This is a genomic window from Streptomyces sp. NPDC002181 (assembly GCF_042890485.1).
In the GTDB taxonomy this organism is placed as follows: domain Bacteria; phylum Actinomycetota; class Actinomycetes; order Streptomycetales; family Streptomycetaceae; genus Streptomyces.
This window is the reverse complement of the sequence record NZ_JBIASC010000002.1, coordinates 36,998-58,199: the sequence shown is the minus strand read 5'-3', so window position 1 is coordinate 58,199 and position 21,202 is coordinate 36,998. Positions and strand designations below refer to the sequence as shown.

Here is a 21,202-nt window from a genome sequence, read left to right as displayed (position 1 = left end):
CCCCGTCGCGCCCGTGCCCAGGGAAGCCTACGCCCGCGGGCCGCGTGCCCGTCGCCGGAACCCTTGACGGCCGTCCGGGGCCCTCACATACTGACGGCCAAATCGATTTGGCCACATCGATTTGGCTCCCGTCCAGGGCTGGATCGCGGCTGAACCCGTACGTGTCGAACGCCGATCGGAGCTCGAACGTGTCAAGCCCCCGCCACGCCCTCCCCGGTACCCACCAGCCCCCGACGCCCGGCTCCCACACCGCCGGCCCCGAAGACGCCGGCCCCGATGGCCCCCGAAACGACGGCGTCCACCCCGTCGACGAGTCCCGCCCCCTCGGCCGGATCCTCCTCTTCGGCATCCAGCACGTCCTCGTCATGGCGGCCACCCCGATCTCGGCGATCTTCCTGATGAGCGCCACCCTCCGCCTCGACCCCCGCCTGACCGTCGACCTCCTCTCCGCGGCCTTCGTGCTCTCCGGCGCCGGCTCCCTCATCCAGTCCCTCGGGCCCTGGAAGTTCGGCCCCCGGCTCCCGTTCGTGATGCTCCCCGGCGGCGCGCCCCTCGTCCTCTTCCTCGCCATAGCCGATCAGCACGGCCTGCGCACGGCCACCGGGGCGGTCATCCTCACCGCGCTCTTCTCCTTCGTCGTCCTCCCCGTCTTCTCGCGGCTGCTGGCCTTCTTCCCCGCCCTCGTCATCGGCACGATGATCGTCATCGTCGGCGTCAATCTGGTGAAGGTGGGGGCCGTCCTCGTCACCGGCCGCCCCGGCGAGCCGGGGTTCGCCGATCCCGTGAACCTCGGTCTCGGCATGGCCACCATCGGCTTCACCGTCGTCTGCCACCTGCTGTTCAGCGGTGTCCTGCGCCAACTCGCCGTCATGCTGGGCCTGCTCGCCGGCACCGCGTTCGCGGCGGTCCTCGGCACCGTCGACTTCGGGCGCGCCGCCGAGGGCGGCCTGTTCAACGTCCCGCAGCCGCTGCCCTTCGGCTCACCGCGGTTCGACCTCGTCGCCGCGCTGCCGCTGATGCTCTACAGCCTCGCCTCCATGGCGGAGGCCACCGGCCAGACCGTCATCAACGCCGAGGCCGTGGGCAAGGAGATCGACCGGCGCACCGCCGTCCCCAGGACCATCCGGGGCGACGCGCTCACCTCCCTCGCCGGCGGTTTCCTCGGACTGCCGCTGATGGTGACGAGCGGCGAGAACATCGGGATCGTCCGCGTCACGGGCGTGCGCAGCCGCTTCGTCACCGCGGCGGCCGGCCTCGTCCTCATCGCCATCGGCTTCCTCGCGCCCGTGACCCGCGCCATCAGCGTCATCCCGTCCGCCGTCATCGGCGGCACGGCCATGGTCGTCTTCGCCGTCATCACCGTGCTCGGCATCCAGATGCTCGGCCGCTCGGACCTCGACCGGCACACCAACACCCTCGTCTGCGCCGTCGCCCTCGCGCTCGGCCTGTTGCCCATCCTCGTTCCCGGCGTGTACGCGGGCTTTCCGCCGAACCTCCGCATCCTCCTGGAGAGCGGCGTCGCCGTCGGCGCCTTCACCGCCGCCCTGCTCCATTTCCTCTTCCACCACATCAGGCCCGGTGACGCCGCGCGCGTCGCCGCAGCCCGTACGGAAAGCGACCGATGAACCAGCGCACCCACGACCTCACCCACGACGTCACCCACGACGTCACCCGCGACTTCGGCCACGACCTCCGCCGTGAACTCCTCGGCGGGTCCGGCCCCTTCCTCCTCGTACCGGACGCCGTGCTGCTGCCCGAAGGCCCCGCCGACGGCACGGCCGTCGTCGTCGCCGACGGCCTGTTCCGGGCCGTGGGACCCGCCGAGGAGCTGGAGCGCGCCCATCCGCGGCTCGACCCCGTCCGGCTGCCCGGCCATCTCCTGATGCCCGGCTTCGTCGACGCCCACCACCACCTCACGCAGAGCTTCGGCTCCGCGCTCGCCTACGGGGAGCCCTCGGAGATCTTCCGCCGGGTCTGGGTGCCGCTGGAGGGCGCCCTGGACGAGGAATCGGCGTACACGGCGGCCAAACTGGCGGCGCTCGAAGCGCTGCGCGGCGGGTTCACCACCGTCGCCGACGCCGGCAACCGCACCGGCGTGGACGTCGACGTCGTGGCCTCGGCCGCCCGCGACGCCGGCATCCGCTGCGTCCTGGGACTGGTCTGCGACGACGCCGCGACGGGCGACGCCTCCGTACTCGACGCCGCGGGCGAGCACTTGGCCCGGTACGAAGGCGACCCGCTCGTCCACGCCTCGCTCGCCGTCTCCGTGCCCGAGGCGGCCACCGATCCCACCCTCAGGGGCACCGCCTCCCTCGCCGCGGAAGCCGGGGCCACCGTGCAGATCCACGTGAACGAGCACCTCGCGGGCGTCGAGCGGTCGCTGGTGCGCCACGGCAGGCGCCCGCTCGAACACCTGCACCACATCGGCGCGCTCGGCCCGCAGCTGCTCGCCGCGCACGCCACCCTGCTCACCCCCCGCGAGCTGACCCTGCTCGCCGACACGGGGACCGCCGTCAGCTACAACCCCGTCGCCAGCGCCTGGAAGGGCAACGCCGTCGCCCCGGCCACCGCCATGGCCGATCGCGGCATCCGCTTCGGACTCGGCACCGACGGCACCCGGGGCGACGGCTTCCGGCTCGCCGACGCGGCCGAGTTCGCCCAGCGCATCGCGTACGGCCTCGCCACCGGCGACTCCTCGTGCGGCGCCGGCTGGACCTGGCTCGAACACGCCACGCGGGGCGGAGCCGACGCGGTCGGGCTCGGCGCCCGCACCGGCACCGTCGCGGCGGGCCTGGCCGCGGACTTCCTCCTCGTCGATGTCACCGGACCCGAACTCGCGCTCTCCTGGGACCTGCCGTGGGAGCTGGTACGGCGCGGCAACCGCGACCAGATCACCGCGGTGTTCGTCGCAGGCCGCATGCGCCTGTGGCGCGGCCTGCCCGCCGGATGGGACGGCCCCGCGCTCGTACGGCGGGCGGCCGAACTGGCGCGCGTCGCCGTGGAAGGGGCGCCCATCATCCGGGTCCACCCCACGTCCACGGCGGCCCGCGCGCGGGACACCGCACGATGACCGCCGGGGCGCTGACGGCGCTCGCCCTGACCGTGGCCCTCGCCGCCTTCGTCCAGGGCAGCAGCGGGCTCGGCTTCGCCCTGATCGTCGCCCCGGTGGCGGGGATCCTCGATCCCGGCCTGCTCCCCGTGTTCGTGCTGGCGTCGATGATCCCGCTGAACCTGTACGTCGCCTGGCGCGAGCGGTCGGCGCTGGACCTGCGCGGCGCCGGCTGGATCACCGCGGCCCGGCTCGCCGCGACCCCCGGCGGGCTGGCCCTGCTCTGGCTGATCCCGGACCGCAGCCTGGGCCTGTTCGTGGGCGCCGCCACCGTGCTGGCGGCGGTGGTGAGTCTGGCCGCTCCCGTGTTCACCCCCGGCAGGGCCGCCTACGTCGGGGCGGGCGCGGTGACGGGGCTGACGGAGACCGCGACCGGTGTGGGCGGTCCGCCGCTCGCCCTGGTGTACCAGCACCGGCCGCCCGCCGAACTGCGCGCCACCGTCGCCGTCTGCTTCCTCATCGGCGAAGTGGCCTCGCTGGTCCTGCTGTTCGCCACCGGGCAGGGCCGTGTCCGGGACCTGGGCTGGGCGCTCCTGCTGCTTCCGGCGATCGCCGCCGGGGCGTGGCTGAGCCGCTCGGTGCACCACCGCCTGGACGCCCGCAGGACGCGCGTGTTCGTCCTGCTGTTCGCCCTGGTCTCCGGGGCGGTCCTCATGCTGGGGGCCTGACCCGCAGTGAGGACGCCCGTACGACCAGCCGGGGTGCGGGCGCCGTCGCCACCACCGGCACGCCCTCCGCGCCCCGCAGCCGCCCCAGCAGCAGTTCCACCGCGTCGGCCGCCGCCCGGTCCAGGTGCAGGTCGACGGCGGTGAGCAGCGGATCGCAGGTGCGGGCGCGCAGTCCGTCGTACCGGGTGACGACCATGACGTCGTCCGGTACGGTCCGCCCGCTGTCCCGGATGGCCCGGACCGCGCCCACCGCGAAGGCGTCCACCAGCGCGCAGACGGCGTCGGTGGCGGGATGCTCGGCGAGCAGGGCCGCGCAGCGCTCGTATCCGGCCTGTTCGCCGCCCGCCTCGGGGGCGGTGGCCACGACCGGCGGCCAGCCGTGCTCCGCCGCCATGCGCGCGTAGGCCTCGCGCGCGTCGACGGAGGAGTGCCGTTCGCCGGACCCGATGATCAGCGCCGGCCGCTCGGCGCCCTGTTCGCGCAGGTGGGCCAGGAGCATCCCGGCCACCGGCCCGCCGCGCAGGTCCACGTACGGAACCTGCTCGTCCGGGGAGACGGGCCTGCCGAGCGCCACGTACGGCAGGCCGCGCTCGCGCAGCCGGGCCGTCGCGGGGTCGTTCACGTCCGGCTCGACGACGATCGCCCCGTCGATGTCGACGGAGTGCAGCCCGGAGCCGGACTGGACGGGCGGCACGAGGACGAGGGCGTAGTCGTGCAGCAGGGCGCTCTCGGCCGCGGCGGCGGCGATCTCCATGTAGAACCCGAGCCGCGAGGGCCCGCCGGCCACCGCGAACGGCATGGAGGAGGCGAGCGCGATGGCCTTGGCCTGTCCGCGCCGCAGCCGCTGCGCCCTGAGGTTGGGCCGGTATCCGAGCTCGGCGGCGACCTGCTTGATCCGCTCCCGGGTGCGGGGGTCGACCTTGCCGAGTCCGTTCAGGGCGTGCGAGACCGTCGTGCGGGACACCCCGGCGACCCGCGCGACATCCGCGATCGTCGGAGGCTTGGGACCGGGAACGGACGCGGGCATCTGCGCGGACTCCTCACGTGTGGCGGACGGGCGACCCCGTCATCCTCGCCGAACCGCACGGCGGAAGCGCCCTGCGGGTCGGCCAATGATCGCCCACCACCCGGTCCCCGCGCCCGGCGTGGCCGGGCGGGTCCCCTGTCGCGCCGGGGATCCACGGGCCACACTGGGGATTTCGGGGCGCGGCGCCCCGTCGCGAGGAGGTGGTGGGGTGGTGTCGGGGACCCCTGAAGAGAAGCCCGCTCCGGTCGTGCGGCCCGAAGTGTGGGAGACGTACGGGCCGGCCGATCTGAGCGCCGTACCGGTGTTCGCCGGCGGGTTCATCAACTTCGGCTACTGGCAGGCGGTCGATCTCGAACGGCCGCTGTCCCAGGGGGACCGGATCCGCAGCGAGCAGGACCTCTACCGGCACGTGCTCGACGCGGTCGGTCCCGCGGGCGGCCGGGTCGTGGAGATCGGCTGTGGGCTCGGCCTCGGCTGCGCCCTCGCCCTGGAGGAGTACGGGCCCGCGGAGATGACCGGGGTGGACATCCACCCCCAGCAGCTGGGGCGGGCCCGCGAGGCGAACGCCCTCCTCCTCGGAGCCCGGCCGCCGAGGCTGCGCTTCGTGCTCGGGGCGGCGGAGAGCCTGCCGCTCGGCGACGCCGAGTTCGACTGCCTCTACAGCGTCGAGGCGGCCCAGCACTTCCCGGACCTGCCCGCCTTCGCCCGCGAGGCGGCGCGGGTCCTGCGTCCCGGTGGGCGGGTGGCCGTCGCCAGCTTCTTCAGTGTCGAGGGGGCGTCCGCTCCGGCGGAGCGGCTCGCCGGGCTGCTCGACTCGTTCGCCAGCGGTCTGGACATCGCCCGGCCCGTCTCGCGGCTCGACGAGGCCCTGACGGACGCCGGTTTCACCGATGTGCGGATCACCTCGATCGGTCCGCAGGTCTGGCCCGGCTGGGACCGCTGGCTCGCACGCCTCTGGGAGCCGGGCACGTGGCCCCGGAACTTCCACGCCGCCTGGGAGCAGCGGATCCTGGACTACTACCTGGTCACCGCCAGCCGCCCGTGACCCCACCCGTGACAGGCAGGCGAACCGCGCGGATCATGGGGAGCGGCCGGCGGACGCACATCATGGACGCGCCGGTCCGAGTGGTGTGACAACTGTGGCCGCGGGCGCTTCCTTTGGGTCGTGTACTGCACAAACTCACACACCTCACAGGTCACCTGGGTAGAGTCCGCGCGCAACACCGTCCATTCGAGGAGCCATCATGTCCGCTCGGGAGATTCCCACCCTCAAGTCCCAGTACGCAGAGAAGGTCGCCGCCGACCTCGACCTGAACACCGGTGAGCAGGAACGCATCCGGGAGGAGATCGCCTCCCTCCAGGGGCGCTTGGCCGGTCTGGAGCAGGACCACGCACTCCTCGTGGGGATGCGGGCGGCCCTCGGCGACGTCGTGACGCCGGTGCCCGCACCGCGCACCGGCGGGAAGACCGCGACGACCGCCGCCGGTACGACCGCCGCCGCGAAGAAGACGGCGGCCCGGAAGGCGACCGTCAGGAAGCCGGCCGCCAAGAGCACGGCCTCCAAGAACACGGCCGCCAAGAACACGGCAGCGAAGAACACGGCGGACAGGAAGGCGCCCGCCGTGAAGGCCGAGGCGGCCGAGCCCGTGAAGACCGCTCCGGCCGAGCCCGTGAAGGCCGCGCCGGAGAGTCCCGCGCCGGCCGGGCCCGCGAAGGCCACGAAGGCGGTGAAGGCTGTGAAGGCTGTGAAGGCCGCGAAGGAGCCCGCCAAGGCGAAGCCCGTCGCCGCCAAGGAGAAGCAGGTCCCGCTGGCCGAGCTGATCCATCGGCACCTGAGCGGACAGGCGGAGCCGAAGACGGCCCGCGAGATCGCCCAGGCGCTGAAGTCCGCGGACCCGGCCCGCAACGTCAGCGACAACCTGGTGCGCACGACCACCGAGCGACTGGTGGCCCGCAGCCTGGTGGAGCGCGTCAAGCAGGGCGCGACCGTGTACTACACGGCCCTCCCGCGCCACGGCGAGGCGGATGCGGTTCCGGCCGTCGCCGGGGGAGCGGCGGCCGGGACGGAGAAGGAGACGGAAAACACTCCGGCGCCGGCCACCGCCTGACCGACCCGTACCGCGGGCGCCGCGCACGTGCCTCCCCGGGCCTGTAGGAAATTTCCTCCGGCCCGGGGCGGGGCGCATGGGCCGATCGGGTGAGGTGGCCGCCCCCGCGCGTGACCTACCCTGGATCGGAATCGCGGGTTCCGGGGGTCGAGCGCAAAGGAAGAGCGCGTCCATGGGCATCACCAGCAGTTCCGCGCGTCGTCGACGGGCGGGATCCGCCGTGGCGGGGACCGTCCTCGCCCTTCTCCTCGCGGCGGCCGGCACGCCGGCCCTCGCCGCCACGGACGGCTCGGCGGGGCGTTCCCGTTCCGGGGCCGGATCCGAGCCGGCCCACGGCTTCGAGCCGGCCCACGGCGCCGGCGGGATCCCGCTGGGGATCTCCCGGCTGGCCCAGGGCCCGGGTCGCGACGTCGCCATCACCATCGACGACGGTCCGGACCCCCGCTGGACCCCGCAGGTCCTCAAGGTGCTGAAGCAGAACCACGTCAAGGCCACCTTCTGCATGATCGGAACCAGGGCGCAGAAGTACCCCGAGCTGGTGCGCGAGGTCGCCGCCGAGGGGCACCAGCTGTGCGACCACTCCGTCGACCACGACGTGACCATGGACCACAAGCCCGTGGCCTACCAGCGGCAGCAGATACTCGACGGCAAGGCCATGATCGAGAAGGCCGTGCCGGGCGTCGCCGTGAACTACTACCGCGCACCGGGCGGGGCCTTCACGCCCGACAGCCGTGCCATCGCCGCCGCCAGCGGGATGCGGCCGCTGGGCTGGAGCGTGGACCCCAAGGACTGGAGCCGTCCGGGCCTGCCGGCGATCGTCGCCGCCCTGGAGGGCAAGCTGCCCGAGCAGCCGACCGTGCTCTTCCACGACGGCGGCGGTGACCGCAGCGAGACGGTCGCGGCGCTGGAGCAGTACCTGCCCTGGCTCAAGGGGCAGGGCTACGGCTTCACCTTCCCGGCCCGCACCACCCCGTAGGGCGCACGCGGGCTCAGGCCGCACCCTCCCGTACGTACGCCCCCGCTCGCGCCGCCGCCGCCGCGGCCCCCGCGGCGCGGTCGGCGTCGGCCTCGTCGAGCGGGAAGGGCGTGGTCAGGAGGCGGTAGTAGAGGGGGGCGGAGGTCGCGCGGATCACCTCGTGCGCGTCCGTGCCCCCGGGCACCTCGCCGCGGGCGGCGGCCTGTTCCACACAGGGCGCCCATTCCTCGACGCGGGCGGAGTAGAAGCCGTACAGGGCCTCCGCCGCCTTCGGGTCGGAGCCGGCCGCCGCGATCACCGCCTTGAACAGCGCCCCCTGCCGGGGATCGGCCAGCGTCCGCCGCACCAGCCGGGCGTTGGCCGTCAGGTCCCCGAGGAGCGAACCCGTCTCCGTGCGCGGCACCGACTGCTGCGCCATGTCCAGCAGCAGGTCGGTCACGAGACCGGTGACCGTCCCCCAGCGGCGGTAGACGGTGGTCTTCCCCACCTCCGCGCGGCGGGCGATGTCGGCGAGGTCGAGACGGGCGAAGCCCTGCTCGGCCAGGACGTCCGCGGTGGCACCGAGCACGGCCGCCCGTACCCGCGCCGTACGCCCTCCGGGCCGGGCGGTTCCCGGGTCGGCTGCGGCTTCCGTGAACTCCATAACGGGACTCCTGTTCCATTAACTCTCTCGCGTTGCTACGCTGGGGCCATCTTAACGGAACCGCAGCCCCATTAGTTGGGTGTGAGAGGGGATTCGTCATGGAGTACAGGCGACTGGGTGCGTCCGGGCTTCAGGTTCCGGCGCTCAGCTTCGGCGCCGGGACCTTCGGCGGACGGGGACCGCTCTTCGGGGCCTGGGGCAGTACGGGAGTGGCGGAGGCCCGTCGCCTCGTGGACGTGTGCATCGAGGCCGGCGTCACGATGTTCGACACCGCCGACGTCTACTCCGACGGCGCGTCGGAGGAGGTGCTGGGGGCCGCCCTCAAGGGCCGCCGCGACCAGGTGCTCATCTCCACCAAGGCGGGCCTGCCCACGAGCGACGCCCCCGGCGACGCGGGCACCTCGCGGTCCCGCCTGATCGCTTCCGTCGACAAGGCGCTGCGCCGCCTCGGCACGGACCGCATCGACCTCTTCCAGCTGCACGCCTTCGACGCCGGCACCCCCGTGGAGGAGGCGGTCTCCGCCCTGGACGACCTGGTCCGGGCCGGGAAGGTCCGGCACCTCGGCGTCTCCAACTTCTCCGGCTGGCAGGCGATGAAGTCCCTGGCCGCCGCCGACCGCCTCGGCCGGCAGCGCTACGTCGCCCACCAGGTCTACTACTCCCTCGTCGGCCGCGACTACGAATGGGAGCTGATGCCGCTCGGGCTCGACCAGGGACTCGGGGCGATCGTCTGGAGCCCCCTCGGGTGGGGGCGGCTCACCGGCAGGATCCGCCGGGGCCGGCCGCTGCCGGCCGGCAGCAGGCTGCACGACACCGCCGACTTCGCGCCGCCGGTGGAGGACGAACACCTCTACCGCGTGGTCGACGCCCTGGAGGAGGTCGCCCGGGAAACCGGCAGGGCGATCCCGCAGATCGCCCTGCGCTGGCTGTTGCAGCGGCCGACCGTGTCCTCCGTCATCATCGGCGCGCGCAACGAGGAGCAGCTGCGGCAGAACCTCGGGGCCGTGGGCTGGACGCTCTCCCCGGAGCAGATGGCGAGGCTCGACCGGGCCGGCGCCCGCCCGGCTCCCTACCCCTATTTCCCCTATCACCGCCAGCCCGGCTTCGCCCGCCTCAACCCCCCGGTGGTCCAGGCGCATTGACGGCGGGGCGCCGGATCAGGGGGTGCGCACGGCCGTGAGCAGTCGGGCGCAGCGGGCGCTCATGTCCCGGGCGGACTGGTCGGGGTGGGCGATCCACCAGCCCATGAGCGCGCTGACGGTGCCCGTCCACACGTGCTTGAGGGCGTCGGCGTCGAGGGGGTCCTCGTTGCCGTGGCCGCTCAGCAGGGCCGCGGTGCCCGTCGCGGCGAGCGCGTCGATGGTCTCGCGGTGCCGCTGGGCGGCGAGGCGCAGTTCGGATCCCGGCGGCAAGGTCCGGTCGTAGAGGACGAACCAGGCGTGACGCTGCCTCTCGAGGGCCGTGAAGAGTCCGCTGAGGACGGCGTGGGGGAGCCGTTCCCCGTCCGGGGTGGCCGGTCCGCCCGCCATCGCCGTGTCGATGGCCTCGATGACGCGGGCGGCGATGTGTTCGAGGCAGCCGAGGTAGAGCCCGTCCTTCGAGTCGAAGTAGGCGTAGATCATCGGCTTCGTCACGCCCACGCGGGCGGCGATCGCGGCCATGGACGCGGACGCGTGCCCGTGCCGGCCGAACTCCTCCACGGCGGCGGCGAGGATCTGCTCCTCGCGCTCGGCGCGCGGTACGCCCTTCGTCCCCGCCGGTCTGCCGCGCCGCCTGCCCGGCGGGGGCGAGGTGTTCGGAGGGAGGGCCGGTACGGCGCCGGCGCTTGTGGAGTCCATGAGGTGAACTATACGGTGGAGTAAATTACCAAGCGGTAAATTACCGAAGGGTTATATCTCCATGACCGAGACCGCGCCCGCCGCCCCCGCCGCGTCACCCCGGCCGCGCCGCTCCTGGTGGGGCTGGGGCGCCGAGGACAAGGCCCTGCCGGACAGCGAGTGCGTCGCGCTCGGCGCACTGGTCCCCGGAGCGGCCGGCACCCCGCTGCCCGTGCCCGACGTCCGTTCCGTCGAGCTGCCCAAGCCCCGGATCTCCCCGCCCTCCTCCCTCGCGCACCTGATGTCCGACACCCCGCCGGACCGCGCCTGGCACACCTACGGCAAGGCCTACCGTGACGTCGTACGGGCTCTGCGCGGCGAACTCGGAGGGGCTCCCGACCAGGTCGCCTTCCCCCGCAGCGAACAGGACGTCGTGGACGTGCTCGACTGGGCCGCGGGCGCGGACGTGGTCGTCGTGCCGTACGGGGCGGGCAGTTCCGTGGTCGGCGGAGTGGAGTACCGCGGGGACCGGCGGGGCGGAGTGGTCTCGCTCGACCTCGCCGGCCTGGACCGGGTACTCGACATCGACACCGCCAGCAGGGCGGCACGGATCCAGGCGGGCGTGCTCGGGCCCGACCTCGAAGCCCGGCTGCGCCCGCACGGGCTGACCCTGCGCCACTTTCCGCAGAGCTTCGAGTTCTCCACCCTCGGCGGCTGGCTGGCGACACGGGCCGGCGGCCACTACGCCACGCTCCTCACCCACATCGACGATCTGACCGAGTCCCTGCGCGTGGTCACCCCGGCCGGCGTCAACGAGTCGCTGCGCGTGCCCGGTTCGGGTGCGGGTCCCTCTCCCGACCGGCTCTTCCTGGGATCGGAGGGCACGCTCGGAGTGATCACCGAGGCGTGGATGCGGCTCCAGGACCGGCCCCGCCACAAGGCCTCCGCCTCGTTCGTGTTCGACGATTTCAAGGCGGCGGCCGCAGCGGTGCGCGCCATCGCGCAGTCGGGGCTGAACCCGGCGAACTGCCGGCTGCTCGATCCGGGCGAGGCGGCGCTCGCGGGCGTGGCCGGCGGCGGCGGCCGGAGCGTACTGGTCCTCGGCGCGGAGTCCGCGCACTTCCCCGTCTCCGGCCGGCTCGCCGAACTGGGCGCCCTCGCGCGGGACCACGGCGGTTCGCCGGCCGGGGGCACCGGCGCGGCCTCCGCCGACGCCTCCGCCGGTGACTCCGCAGCCGGCGCGTGGCGCTCCGCCTTCCTGCGCATGCCCTACCTGCGCGACGGACTCGCGCGGATGAGCGTGATCAGCGAAACCTTCGAGACGGCGTGCACCTGGGACCGCGCCGACGCCCTGTACGAGGCCGTGCACCGGGACCTCGGCGCCGTCGTGCGCGAGGTCACCGGCGCTGAGGGAATGATCAACTGCCGCTTCACCCACGTCTATCCCGACGGCCCCGCCCCCTACTTCACCGTCATAGCCCCCGCCCGGCGCGGCTCGGAGGTCGCGATGTGGGACGAGATCAAGTCCGCCGCGATGGAGGTGCTCGGCGCGCACGGGGCGACCGTCACCCACCACCACGCCGTCGGCAGGGACCACCGGCCCGGATACGACCGGCAGCGCCCGGAGCCGTTCGCCCGGGCGCTGCGGGCCGCGAAGGGTGCGCTCGACCCGGCGGGGATCCTCAACCCCGGAGTGCTCTTCGACGGGGAGCGGAGCTAGGACGTGTCCTTCGGATCGGCCCGGGCCCGCCGTGATCCGAACGGCACGGCCCGGGTCGGAGGGCGCCGGGGCGGCGGGATCAGAACGAGAAGGCGGCGTTCCCGTTGAGGGTCGCGGACATCGTGCACGCGTTGGAGAAGGTGTGCTTCCAGGCGATGCGGCTGCCCTTCCAGACGCCGTCCGCGGTGATGGTGACGGGGTCGTAGTGCATCGGACAGGCGCGGTTGCGGTCCGGGGTCGCCAGCAGCCCGTTGAGGCTGCCGCCGGTGGCGGTGAGGGCCGCGCAGGCGGCCTGCGGGTCGGGGTGCGTGCCCTGGGCGGCCGGTGCGCAGCTGAGGGCGACCGCACGTGAGACGTCCGCGTTGCCGTCGCCGGGGGCGACGGCGAGGACCACGGCGGACGGGGCGTACAGGCTCGCGGGCTGCGCCTCGGCGATCCCGGCGGCCCCGGCGAGGGGGAGGAGGGCGGCGGCGGTGACAGCGGCGATGCGGTGACGCACGACAGGACTCTCTTTCAATTCGAAGGACAGATGCAGCATTTGGCTGCGGTGTATCGGCTGGACGACGTTGAGTCTTGCTGGTGCGAAGGTCGTATGCACATCGATGACCGATTTACGGACACGGCGTTCGATTACCGGCGACCGAACGGTCGTTCTGCCAGCTCATCCCCCGTGTGCGCCCTTCGCGATCACGCGTAAACGGAGCGTGACACGCGGTGTGAGGGGTCGATCGCAGGCCGTTGACCTGCTGTCGGCCGCGCGCGATTCACCGAACGGCCATCCAGGCTGACCGGATAGTGCCGTTGCGGAGCGGGCCGGGGTGGTTCGGGAGGCCTTGCCCCGGCCGCTCACCATGTCGCGGAGGCGGTCAGCGAAGCCCAGTCCGGGCGCCAGGATCCTGTCGGCGAGGTCGTGGCCGGCTGGCGGCCTGCCTGCTGAGCACTCCGGCGCTCACCGCGGACGCCGCGCGGGCCGCACCGCGCCCCGCACCAAGTACGCGCGCCGGTTCAGCCGCCGTCCGCCACGCCCGGGTCCCCGGCCCGCAAGGCCGCGGCGGCGTGCAGGGCCGCCCCGGCTGCCAGTGCCTCCTCGTCGAAGACGACCCGGCAGGAGTGCAGGTCGGCCGCGTCCGCGGGAGGGATCGCGGGTGGCCGGGCCCCCAGGAAGGCCATCGCGCCCGGAACCCGTTCCAGGACGTACGAGAAGTCCTCGGCCCACATGAACGGCCGGGGCAGCTCGTGGACCCGGCCGGCACCGAGGAGTTCGACCGCGGTGTCGTGGAGGGCGGCGGTGCGCGCGGGGTCGTTGACGACGGGCGGGTAGCCCTCGGTCAGCGTGACCTCGGCGCGGGCCGCGTGGGCGGCGGCGACGTGGTGGGCGACGCGGGTGATTCCCTCGCGTACGAGCTGCCGGGTGGCGGGGGGGAGAGTGCGGAAGGTCCCGACGATCTCCGCCGTGTCGGGGATGACGTTGGCCGCCGTACCGGCGTGGACCGAGGCGACGGTGACCACCGCCGGATCGTGGACGTCGACGGTACGGGTGACCATGCTCTGCAGGGCCTGGACGATCTCGCAGGCGACGGGTACCGGGTCCAGGCCGAGGTGTGGGGCGCAGGCGTGCCCGCCGCGACCGCGGACGGTCACCAGGAACCGGTCGGACGCCGCGAACGTCGGCCCCGGGCGCAGGTGGAGGGTGCCGCTGTCGAAGCGGGTGGTGAGGTGCAGGGCGAAGGCGTGGTCCGCCATCGCGCCGTCCGAGGTCCTGAGCACCCCTTCGCCGATCATCTGCAGGGCGCCCCCGCCGGACTCCTCCGCGGGCTGGAACATGAACACCACGCGCCCGGCCAGCTTCGCGCGCCGGGCGGACAGCAGCCGGGCGGCCGTCACGAGCATGGCGGTGTGCGCGTCGTGTCCGCAGGCGTGCATGGCCCCCGGCACCCGGGAGGCGAAGTCCAGGCCGCTCTCCTCCTCCAGGGGCAGGGCGTCCATGTCGGCGCGCAGCAGGACCGTCGGACCGGGCAGGGCGCCCTCCAGGGTCGCGGTGACGGAGCTGAGGGCGGAGCTGGTGGCGAGGTGCAGCGGAAGCCCGGCCAGTGCGTCCAGGACGGCCTGCCGGGTGCGGGGCAGGTGCGCCCCGAGCTCGGGGTGGCGGTGGATGGCGCGGCGCAGGGCCACGGTGTCGGGCTGGAGGGCGTGCGCCTCCGCGAGCAGCCCCGACAGCGACTCCCGGGCGGCGGTCACCGACCCGCCCCCGCGACGCCCTCGGGCAGCTCCCGTTCCACGCCGCATGCACCTCGCCCGTGATCGCGTACCACTCTGACCGCAGAGGGTAGAGGGGAGCGGCCCGGCGGCGGCTGCGCCGCGCGGGGTCACGGAATCCGGATGGTCGGGTGTGGGAGCGGGGACGAGGGGCAGGCGCGCTGTTACGAGAGTCCGACCCGACCACGACGGAGGGCACTTTTCATGACGGACAACGTGTGGGGCTATCGCGAGACCTCGGGCCGTCTGCGGGGCGTCGACCTCACGGGCTTCAAGGTCGAGGCGGTCGACGGCGGCATCGGCAAGGTGGACAAGCACTCGGACGAGGCCGGATCCGCGTACATCGTGGTGGACACCGGTCCGTGGATCTTCGGCAAGGAGGTCCTCCTCCCCGCCGGCACCGTCTCCCGCATCGACGTCGACGAAGAGCGGATCCACGTCGACCAGACCAGGGAACAGATCAAGAACGCCCCCGAGTTCCACCGGGACCACCACCTGCAAGACGAGGCCTACCGGGCGGAAATCGGTACGTACTACGGCATCGGCGGCCTGTACGGCGGCCGCATCTTCTGACGCCCGACGCCCGACGCCCGACGCCGGAGCCCGGCGCCGGGCGGGCGAACGGGACCGCTCCGGGCATTGACCCCGGAGGCGGCGGGCCCGCGGCGGCTCCCCGGCGCTCAGGCGTCGGGGAGCCGCGTCGGGTTGCGCGGTGACGGAAAGAGCGAGGGAAAAGAGAGGGAAAGAGGAGGCGTGCGTGCGATGAAGGCATCGAAAGTCGCCTACAAGCCGGTCGGGTTGGCCCTCGGAGCCGGCGCCGGCCTGCTGGCCGGGGCGCTCTTCAAAGAGGTCTGGAAACTCGCCGGACACGAGGACGACGCTCCGAACGCCACGGACGAGGAGCGGCGCTGGCGCGAGATACTGATCGCCGCCGCGATTCAGGGCGCGATCTTCTCGCTCGTCAAAGCGGCCGTCCAGCGGTCCGGGGCGGTGGCCGTACGCCGCGTGTCGGGTACGTGGCCGGCCTGAACCCCGGGACCGGTGGTCCGCGGTGCGGCGCGGCGCACTATCGGCCAGTACGACGCGTGGGGCGCATGGGATCCCCCGCCCGGGGCACACGGTGCGCAGGTGGCGTTCGGGCCCCGTGAGGCGACGTGTGAAGGAGCGAGACCGTGCTGATGGCTCACCCTGCGGTGCTGGCGCGTCTGGTGGAGGAGTACGGGACGGTGTCGCAGCTCCGGGCCGGCGACCGTCGGGAACCGCTGCGGCAGCGGCTTGAGGACGTGGTGTACACCCTGTGCGTGTCGACCGGGACGCGCGATGTCGACGCCGCCCTGGCCTCGGCCCGGGAACGGATGGCGGCCGCCGGGCTCGTCGACGCAGACGGCACGGCAGCGGCAGCAGCGGCAGCGGCGGCGGTCTGAGGGCCGGCTCGACGCGGACCGACCGAGCCCGAGCCGGCGCCGGCGCTGTTCCGGGCCCGGGAGGTCCGGAACAGCGCCGGCGGCCGGGCCGGTCAGGCGCCTTCGCCCAAGACGGTGGCGATTAGCTGCCGTTGTTCGTCGGTGAGGTACGGATCCCGTAACTCCACCAGCTTGCCGTCGATGTGGACTACGTAGTGGAACCCGTCCGGCACGGAGGCCCGGTCCGCGGGGCACTCCCCGCTCAGGGCCCGCTCCGCCAGCAGCTCCAGTTCGGCGCCGTCGCTCCGGTACTCCGTGTCGAGGGAAGCGGTCCGTTCCCTGCCCGCGAAGCCGCCGGTACGGGTGACGGTGATGAGCATGGTGAAACCTCCTTGAATCGAGCGCCCCGCGTGGCCGGCCCGGTCGGCCGGATGGGCGTGGCGCGCGGTACGGACACCCTCTCGCCTGCCCCCGAAAGTCCCCCGTGCGCCTCTGGGCGCGGCATCGGCGGGATATGTCCGAAAGTGGCCGCGCGGCGCCGCGGCGGCCGGGCGCCCGGAACCGAGCGCGGAATGCGAAATTCCTGTGCATGCGAGGGGCTTCGCGGGGCAGACGGTTGCCGGGGGTACCGCTGGTAGCCCGCCCCTGTCGACACGGCGAATCCCATCCTCGGGCGCGTGGCAAACGGCGGCCCCGCCGCGCGCAATAGTCCTATTTCATCTAGTTTGGGCCCCGTTGAGACCCCACACCAAGGAGTTCACCATGGCTGACAAGGGAAAGATGGACCAGGCCAAGGGCAAGGCCAAGGAAGCCGCCGGCAAGATCACCGGAAGTGACCGGATGAAGGCCGAGGGCAAGATGGACCAAGCCAAGGGCAAGGCCAAGGAAACCCTGAGCGAGACCGAGGAGCGCGTCCGCGGAATCCAGGACTCCCTGAGCGACAAGCGCGACAGGACCTGACGCCGCCCGGCGGGCCCCTCGCGGCTCGTGGGTGACCAGGCGCGGCCCCCGGCGCTCCGGCGCCGCGGGGCCGCGTCTTGTTCCCGGTCTTGTTCCCGGTCTTGTTCCTGGTGTGGCCCCCGGCGCCGGCCCCCGCGCCGGGCGGAGGCAAATGATGCGGGGCCCCGACCCCTGTGGCACGTTCGGAGCGGGGAGGGTTCCGCACCAGGATTCCGCATCCGGCTTCCACGTCGCACGTTGCACGTTCCGCACACCGATGCCGCACGCACGAGAGAGGTCCCCCGATGGACAGACACGACGAGGACATCCCGGTGGCCGAGGTGGTCGTGGCGGTCGGCGACTGCTCCGCGGAGGACGCCCGCGCCGTCCTCGACCTCCTTGAGCGCTCCTTCCCCGCGGAGCCCGGCGCGGGCGGCGCGGCGGAAGGCGGTCGGGCGGCGACCGTGTGGAGCGCGGTCCTCGACGCGGCCAAGCCGGCCGAACCGGCCGGGCGCCAGTCCGCACCCGTACGGCTGAACGACGCGGTCAGCGTCACCCTCCAGGGAGGCCCCCGCGCGGTGGAGCGGGTACAGGCCGCGCTCGTCGGCAACTTCACGGTCGAGGACATGGGAGCCGTATCGGGTGACCAGGAACGGGAGATCGGGCTCCGCATCCGCTCCTGAGGGATCGAGCGGGGCCCACGCCGCGCACGCACCGTGTACGCACCGTGTACGGGTGCCCGCACGGGGCACACGGGGTGCATGACCGTACCCAAGACAGCCGTTCTCGTCCTGGACAGCGCCGAGCCCGAGCTGCTGGCGCAGTTCTACGCCCAACTGCTCGGTGCCACGGCGGGACCGGCCCCGGGCGACGGGGAGCTCCTCCTCGTCACCGGCCCCACCGGAGTGGTCCTCGGAGTCCGCCGCGACCCCGGCCACATACCGCCCAGCTGGCCGCTCCCGGAGGGCTCCCGGCAGGCCCATGTGCGCATCCTCGTCGAGGAGCGGAGCCTCGACGAGGCCGAGCGCGAGGCCGTGGCCCTCGGGGCGCGCCCGGTGGCCGCGGAGGACGACGGCGCCGTGCCGGGCAGCCGGACCACCCTGCGGCGCTACGCCGACCCGGCCGGCCACGCCTTCGCCCTGGCCGTCGTCGTCCCCTAGACAGCGGAACACCGAGGGAGCAAGTGGTGGCCGAGACCGAGCTCGACGCGTTCGCCGACGTCCTGGACGGCCCCGTGTACGTGGTCACGGTGGCCGCCTCGGGCGAACGCTCGGGCTGCCTCGTGGGCTTCGCCTCGCAGTGCTCGATCCGGCCGCCGCGCTTCGTGGTGTGGCTCTCCAAGCTCAACCACACCTTCCGCGTGTCCCGCGCCGCCTCCCATCTGGCGGTGCACGTACTGGACCACGGCGAGGGCCCGCTGGCGGAACTGTTCGGCGGTGAGACGGGCGACCGGGTGGACAAGTTCGCCCGTGTCGACTGGCGGCCGAGCGCCGACGGCAGCCCCCTGCTGGCCGGCGCCCGCGCGTGGTTCGTCGGCCGCATCGAGAAGCGGATGGACGCGGGGGACCACGTGGGCTTCGTCCTGGCACCCACGGAGGTCTCCCCACCGGCCCGGACCGCGCCCGCCCTGCTGCGGTACGGCGACGTCAAGCAGATCGACCCGGGCCACCCCGCCTGAGCGGCTACATGGGGTCCATGGTCCCGCTGCCCTTGCCGTACTCCCGCTCGCTCCTCTCGCGCACGCGCATGGCCCTGTCCCGCAGCCGCTGCCGCTCACCGGGATCCATGGCGTGCTGCGCCGCCCGCTCCAGTTCCTCGGCCTTGTCGCGCATCTGCCGAACCCGCTCGTTCGGCCAGCTTTCTCCGTCCATGTCCGCTCCTCGGGTCAGTGGGCCGGCGGCGGGCGACGCCCGAGCAGGTCGGTGACCGTACGGTCGGCCGCCAGGGCCTTGACCGCGCTGGTCCCCGCGTTGCCGCCGGAGCCGGTGACGACGACCCTCATGACGCCCACCGGGCCTTTCGGGCCAGCGGGTGGCGTGCGGTGCGTCGGGCCCGGTCCCGGCCGGCCCGGGCGGGGGCCCGGGCGCCGGCGGTGAAGGTCCGGCCGACGGCGCTCACCCGCAGCCTCTCCAGTACGACCGCTTGCCGCTCGGCGCGGTCCAGGAGACGGCCGACCGCGGCCGGGTCGAGCGGGGCCGAGGTCTCGGCGAGGGTCCCCAGCGACCGCCACAGCGACGCCTTGCCCTCGACTCCGAGCCGCATGGCTTCCAGTTCGAGGACGTCGCTCAGCGGCGAGCGGCCCATCAGCCGGCCGTTGAGCTTGACCCTGGCCGCCTTCTCGGCCAGACGGCCCATGGCGACCCGGGACCAGCGCGCGGGCACGTCGAGGGCCGTCATGATCTCGCGCAGGCTCTCCCGGTCCTCGGCGATCTCCCCGGCCAGCTCGGCCAGGAGCGGTCCCGCCGGGGTGTCGCGCTGGGTCCGTGCCATGCGGCGGGCGAGGCAGACGCCGCCGCCGGCGCCCGCGAGGTGGTCGTTCAGGTAGACCGTGAGGAGACGCTGCCGCGTCGCCGCGGGGGAGGAACGGGATTCCGGGCTCTGGAAGGGGGTCTCCATGGCGCTGTTCCGATCGCTTGGACGTCTCGCCCGCCACCCCGCCGCGGCGGTCGTGTGCGGGCCGCCCCCGACGCGTGCCGCGGCGCGCGGCAGGGGAGTGGCCCTTGGCGTCTGACCAGACTGACGGCCCTCAAACCAGCGGTCACCGAGAGTGGGTGCAGCCCACTCCGCGCGACGGTGTGGCGGCCGGGCCGGGCGCCGTGCGCAAGGGCGGCCGGCTGTGATGTGCGTTCTTCGTGCGTTCACATGACGACCCGTCGGACGCCGACGGGCGTTCGGCGCCGGCCGGGACCCTCGTATGGCCCCGAGGGGTCTCTTGTGGATCAGGGCCGGGCCCGGGTCGGCCCGACCCTGATCCACACGCCCCCAGCCCCCACTCCTCCCCGGACGGTCACCGTGCTCGAAGCAGGCACATCCCGAGGGCGTCCCCGCCTCGCCCCGCTCCGCCTCGTCCTCGCCGGCTCCACGCTGGCCGCCGCGGCGCTGCTGTTCGCGCCCGCGGCGCACGCCGCCCCCGCCGACGACGTCCGCATCAACGAGGTGGTCACCACCGGCAGCGTCGACGACTCGATCGAGCTGTTCAACAAGGGCACGGCCACCGCCGACGTCTCCGGCTGGATCCTCAAGGACGACGACAACAGCTCGAAGTTCAAGATCCCGTCGGGGACGCGGCTCGCCCCGGGGACGGCCCGCGCCTTCGACGTGGACGGGGAGTTCGGTCTGGGCTCCGGCGACAAGGCCCGCCTCTACCTCCCCGACGGCAGCACCCTGGTCGACAGCTTCGGCTGGAGCGGGCACTCCAGCCCGTCCTGGTCGCGGTGCCCCGACGGCACCGGAGCCTTCGGCAAGGCCGCCCTGACCCTCGGCGCCCCGAACGACTGCGGCTCCGGGGACGGCGGCGGCACGAACCCGGTGCCCTGGCCCGGTGGCAGCTCCGTCGCCACGGCCGACGGCTCGAACGTGTTCGGCGAGGACCTCAGCGGCCTGTACCAGGAGGGCTCCGTACTCTGGGGCGCCCAGAACTCCGGCAAGCTGTGGCGACTGGTCCGCGACGGCTCCGGCGGCTGGCGCCCGGACACCACGAACGGCTGGTCCTCCGGCAAGTCCCTGCGCTATCCGGGCGGTTCCGGCAGCCCGGACGGCGAGGCCGTCACCCTGACCGCCGCCGGCGCGGCGGGCGGCGCGTACGTCGCGGCCGAGCGCAACGGCGACGCGTCGGGCACCAGCCGCCTGTCCGTGCTGCGTTACGACGTCACCACCGGCTCCGGCAGCGCCCTGACCGCCACGAAGGAGTGGAACCTGACGGCCGGCCTGCCCTCCGTCGGCTCCAACCTCGGCTTCGAGGCGATCACATGGATCCCCGACGCCACCCTGACCGCGGCCGGCTTCAAGGACGAGTCGACCGGCACGGCGTACGACCCGAACCGGTACGGGGCGCACACCGGCGGCGTGTTCCTCCTCGGGGGCGAGGGCACCGGCACGGTCTACGGGTACGTCCTGCAGGACGGCGGGGCCGCGACCCGCGTCGCCACGATCGCCAGTGGCATGTCCGGCGTGATGGAGCTCCAGTGGGAGCCGCAGGCCGCGCGGCTGTGGCTGGTCTGCGACGACACCTGCGACGGCCGGCACCGCACCATGAAGATCGGGTCCTCCGGCACCTTCGGGCCCGCCGCCACCTACGACCGCCCGAGCGCGATGCCGAACCTCAACAACGAGGGCTTCGCCCTCGCCGGAGCCGAGGAGTGCTCCGGCGGCACCAAGCCCGTGTACTGGTCCGACGACGGCAACACCGGCGGCCACGCCCTCCGCAGGGGCACCGTCACCTGCTGATCCCCCCCGCCCCGGGACGCCCCGCCGGCCCGGCCCGCCTCCCCTCCCGCCCCGTCACGCGGAACCTGACGGCAAAGGAGCCGGATCGGG

24 protein-coding genes are annotated in these 21,202 nt (G+C 73.7%); 16 read left to right on the top strand and 8 right to left on the bottom strand.

The features are described 5' to 3' along the window. The first annotated feature begins 188 nt into the window (after window positions 1-188). Genes ACFYXV_RS06490 through ACFYXV_RS06480 form a run of 3 tightly spaced genes read left to right on the top strand, consistent with a single transcriptional unit; the run spans window position 189 to window position 3,777 of the window. Window positions 189-1,625, top strand: a complete 1,437-nt coding sequence (locus tag ACFYXV_RS06490; protein WP_389382167.1) for a uracil-xanthine permease family protein — start codon at window positions 189-191, stop codon at window positions 1,623-1,625. Beyond that, on the top strand, window positions 1,622-3,070 hold the full coding sequence (locus ACFYXV_RS06485) for an amidohydrolase family protein (RefSeq protein ID WP_389382166.1): 1,449 nt from the start codon (window positions 1,622-1,624) through the stop codon (window positions 3,068-3,070). Before ACFYXV_RS06490 ends, ACFYXV_RS06485 begins: the two co-directional genes overlap by 4 nt. Beyond that, window positions 3,067-3,777 carry a sulfite exporter TauE/SafE family protein gene (locus ACFYXV_RS06480; protein ID WP_389382165.1) on the top strand — a complete coding sequence of 237 codons (711 nt, stop codon included), beginning with the start codon at window positions 3,067-3,069 and terminating at the stop codon, window positions 3,775-3,777. Before ACFYXV_RS06485 ends, ACFYXV_RS06480 begins: the two co-directional genes overlap by 4 nt. On the opposite strand, the gene ACFYXV_RS06475 is transcribed toward ACFYXV_RS06480, so the two are convergent. After that, complete coding sequence (locus ACFYXV_RS06475; protein ID WP_385470541.1) at window positions 3,761-4,804, bottom strand: substrate-binding domain-containing protein; 1,044 nt, start codon at window positions 4,802-4,804, stop codon at window positions 3,761-3,763. The two genes, ACFYXV_RS06480 and ACFYXV_RS06475, sit on opposite strands and share 17 nt — an antisense overlap. Window positions 4,805-5,015: 211 nt before the next feature. Here ACFYXV_RS06475 and ACFYXV_RS06470 point away from each other — a divergent pair, with 211 nt between their 5' ends. The 3 genes from ACFYXV_RS06470 to ACFYXV_RS06460 all read left to right on the top strand — a co-directional run bounded on the left by ACFYXV_RS06470 (window position 5,016) and on the right by ACFYXV_RS06460 (window position 7,888). Next, the gene (locus ACFYXV_RS06470; RefSeq protein WP_385470539.1) at window positions 5,016-5,849 is read left to right on the top strand and encodes a class I SAM-dependent methyltransferase; all 834 of its coding nucleotides are present in this window, start codon (window positions 5,016-5,018) and stop codon (window positions 5,847-5,849) included. Between the two features lie 199 nt (window positions 5,850-6,048). Beyond that, window positions 6,049-6,912: a hypothetical protein gene (locus tag ACFYXV_RS06465; protein WP_389382164.1), complete on the top strand. Its 864-nt coding sequence runs from the start codon at window positions 6,049-6,051 to the stop codon at window positions 6,910-6,912. A 172-nt stretch (window positions 6,913-7,084) separates the two neighbouring features. Further along, window positions 7,085-7,888 (top strand): polysaccharide deacetylase family protein, encoded by an 804-nt coding sequence (locus ACFYXV_RS06460; protein ID WP_385470535.1) that lies wholly within the window; start codon window positions 7,085-7,087, stop codon window positions 7,886-7,888. A gap of 13 nt (window positions 7,889-7,901) precedes the next feature. Here ACFYXV_RS06460 and ACFYXV_RS06455 read toward each other — a convergent pair whose 3' ends face one another. Beyond that, window positions 7,902-8,531 carry a TetR/AcrR family transcriptional regulator gene (locus ACFYXV_RS06455; RefSeq protein WP_385470533.1) on the bottom strand — a complete coding sequence of 210 codons (630 nt, stop codon included), beginning with the start codon at window positions 8,529-8,531 and terminating at the stop codon, window positions 7,902-7,904. Between the two features lie 98 nt (window positions 8,532-8,629). Here ACFYXV_RS06455 and ACFYXV_RS06450 point away from each other — a divergent pair, with 98 nt between their 5' ends. Continuing rightward, window positions 8,630-9,673, top strand: a complete 1,044-nt coding sequence (locus ACFYXV_RS06450) for an aldo/keto reductase (RefSeq protein WP_385470531.1) — start codon at window positions 8,630-8,632, stop codon at window positions 9,671-9,673. 15 nt (window positions 9,674-9,688) lie between these two features. Here ACFYXV_RS06450 and ACFYXV_RS06445 read toward each other — a convergent pair whose 3' ends face one another. Next, window positions 9,689-10,369: a TetR/AcrR family transcriptional regulator gene (locus tag ACFYXV_RS06445; RefSeq protein WP_389382163.1), complete on the bottom strand. Its 681-nt coding sequence runs from the start codon at window positions 10,367-10,369 to the stop codon at window positions 9,689-9,691. A gap of 61 nt (window positions 10,370-10,430) precedes the next feature. Between ACFYXV_RS06445 and ACFYXV_RS06440 the strand changes: the two genes are divergently transcribed. After that, complete coding sequence (locus ACFYXV_RS06440; protein ID WP_389382162.1) at window positions 10,431-12,068, top strand: FAD-binding oxidoreductase; 1,638 nt, start codon at window positions 10,431-10,433, stop codon at window positions 12,066-12,068. Window positions 12,069-12,147: 79 nt separating this feature from the next. On the opposite strand, the gene ACFYXV_RS06435 is transcribed toward ACFYXV_RS06440, so the two are convergent. Further along, a complete protein-coding gene (locus ACFYXV_RS06435; protein WP_389382161.1) occupies window positions 12,148-12,567 on the bottom strand; it encodes a subtilase-type protease inhibitor in 420 nt (139 codons plus the stop codon). 506 nt (window positions 12,568-13,073) lie between these two features. Further along, entirely contained in the window at window positions 13,074-14,306 is a 1,233-nt protein-coding gene (locus ACFYXV_RS06430) for a M20 family metallopeptidase (RefSeq protein WP_389382160.1), read from the bottom strand. A gap of 222 nt (window positions 14,307-14,528) precedes the next feature. Between ACFYXV_RS06430 and ACFYXV_RS06425 the strand changes: the two genes are divergently transcribed. The 3 genes from ACFYXV_RS06425 to ACFYXV_RS06415 all read left to right on the top strand — a co-directional run bounded on the left by ACFYXV_RS06425 (window position 14,529) and on the right by ACFYXV_RS06415 (window position 15,748). After that, on the top strand, window positions 14,529-14,897 hold the full coding sequence (locus tag ACFYXV_RS06425; RefSeq protein ID WP_385470521.1) for a PRC-barrel domain-containing protein: 369 nt from the start codon (window positions 14,529-14,531) through the stop codon (window positions 14,895-14,897). A gap of 189 nt (window positions 14,898-15,086) precedes the next feature. Further along, window positions 15,087-15,353 carry a DUF4235 domain-containing protein gene (locus ACFYXV_RS06420; RefSeq protein WP_385470519.1) on the top strand — a complete coding sequence of 89 codons (267 nt, stop codon included), beginning with the start codon at window positions 15,087-15,089 and terminating at the stop codon, window positions 15,351-15,353. 149 nt (window positions 15,354-15,502) lie between these two features. Beyond that, window positions 15,503-15,748, top strand: coding sequence for a DUF5133 domain-containing protein (locus ACFYXV_RS06415; RefSeq protein ID WP_389382458.1), 246 nt, complete (start codon window positions 15,503-15,505; stop codon window positions 15,746-15,748). Window positions 15,749-15,840: 92 nt separating this feature from the next. On the opposite strand, the gene ACFYXV_RS06410 is transcribed toward ACFYXV_RS06415, so the two are convergent. Beyond that, window positions 15,841-16,107, bottom strand: a complete 267-nt coding sequence (locus ACFYXV_RS06410; protein WP_389382159.1) for a protealysin inhibitor emfourin — start codon at window positions 16,105-16,107, stop codon at window positions 15,841-15,843. Window positions 16,108-16,489: 382 nt separating this feature from the next. On the opposite strand from ACFYXV_RS06410, the gene ACFYXV_RS06405 reads away from it, so the two are divergent. The 4 genes from ACFYXV_RS06405 (at window position 16,490) to ACFYXV_RS06390 (ending at window position 18,344) form a co-directional block, all read left to right on the top strand. Beyond that, window positions 16,490-16,687: a CsbD family protein gene (locus tag ACFYXV_RS06405; RefSeq protein ID WP_389382158.1), complete on the top strand. Its 198-nt coding sequence runs from the start codon at window positions 16,490-16,492 to the stop codon at window positions 16,685-16,687. Between the two features lie 284 nt (window positions 16,688-16,971). Further along, a complete protein-coding gene (locus ACFYXV_RS06400; RefSeq protein ID WP_385470513.1) occupies window positions 16,972-17,349 on the top strand; it encodes a hypothetical protein in 378 nt (125 codons plus the stop codon). 78 nt (window positions 17,350-17,427) lie between these two features. After that, window positions 17,428-17,826 carry a VOC family protein gene (locus ACFYXV_RS06395; protein WP_385470511.1) on the top strand — a complete coding sequence of 133 codons (399 nt, stop codon included), beginning with the start codon at window positions 17,428-17,430 and terminating at the stop codon, window positions 17,824-17,826. Between the two features lie 26 nt (window positions 17,827-17,852). Beyond that, complete coding sequence (locus ACFYXV_RS06390) at window positions 17,853-18,344, top strand: flavin reductase family protein (RefSeq protein WP_385470509.1); 492 nt, start codon at window positions 17,853-17,855, stop codon at window positions 18,342-18,344. Between the two features lie 4 nt (window positions 18,345-18,348). Here the strand turns inward: ACFYXV_RS06390 and ACFYXV_RS06385 are convergent, their stop codons facing one another. Continuing rightward, window positions 18,349-18,537, bottom strand: coding sequence for a DUF6381 family protein (locus tag ACFYXV_RS06385; protein ID WP_389382157.1), 189 nt, complete (start codon window positions 18,535-18,537; stop codon window positions 18,349-18,351). A gap of 127 nt (window positions 18,538-18,664) precedes the next feature. Next, window positions 18,665-19,282, bottom strand: coding sequence for a hypothetical protein (locus ACFYXV_RS06380; RefSeq protein WP_389382156.1), 618 nt, complete (start codon window positions 19,280-19,282; stop codon window positions 18,665-18,667). A 396-nt stretch (window positions 19,283-19,678) separates the two neighbouring features. Between ACFYXV_RS06380 and ACFYXV_RS06375 the strand changes: the two genes are divergently transcribed. Then, complete coding sequence (locus ACFYXV_RS06375; RefSeq protein WP_389382155.1) at window positions 19,679-21,112, top strand: lamin tail domain-containing protein; 1,434 nt, start codon at window positions 19,679-19,681, stop codon at window positions 21,110-21,112. Window positions 21,113-21,202: the final 90 nt, after the last annotated feature.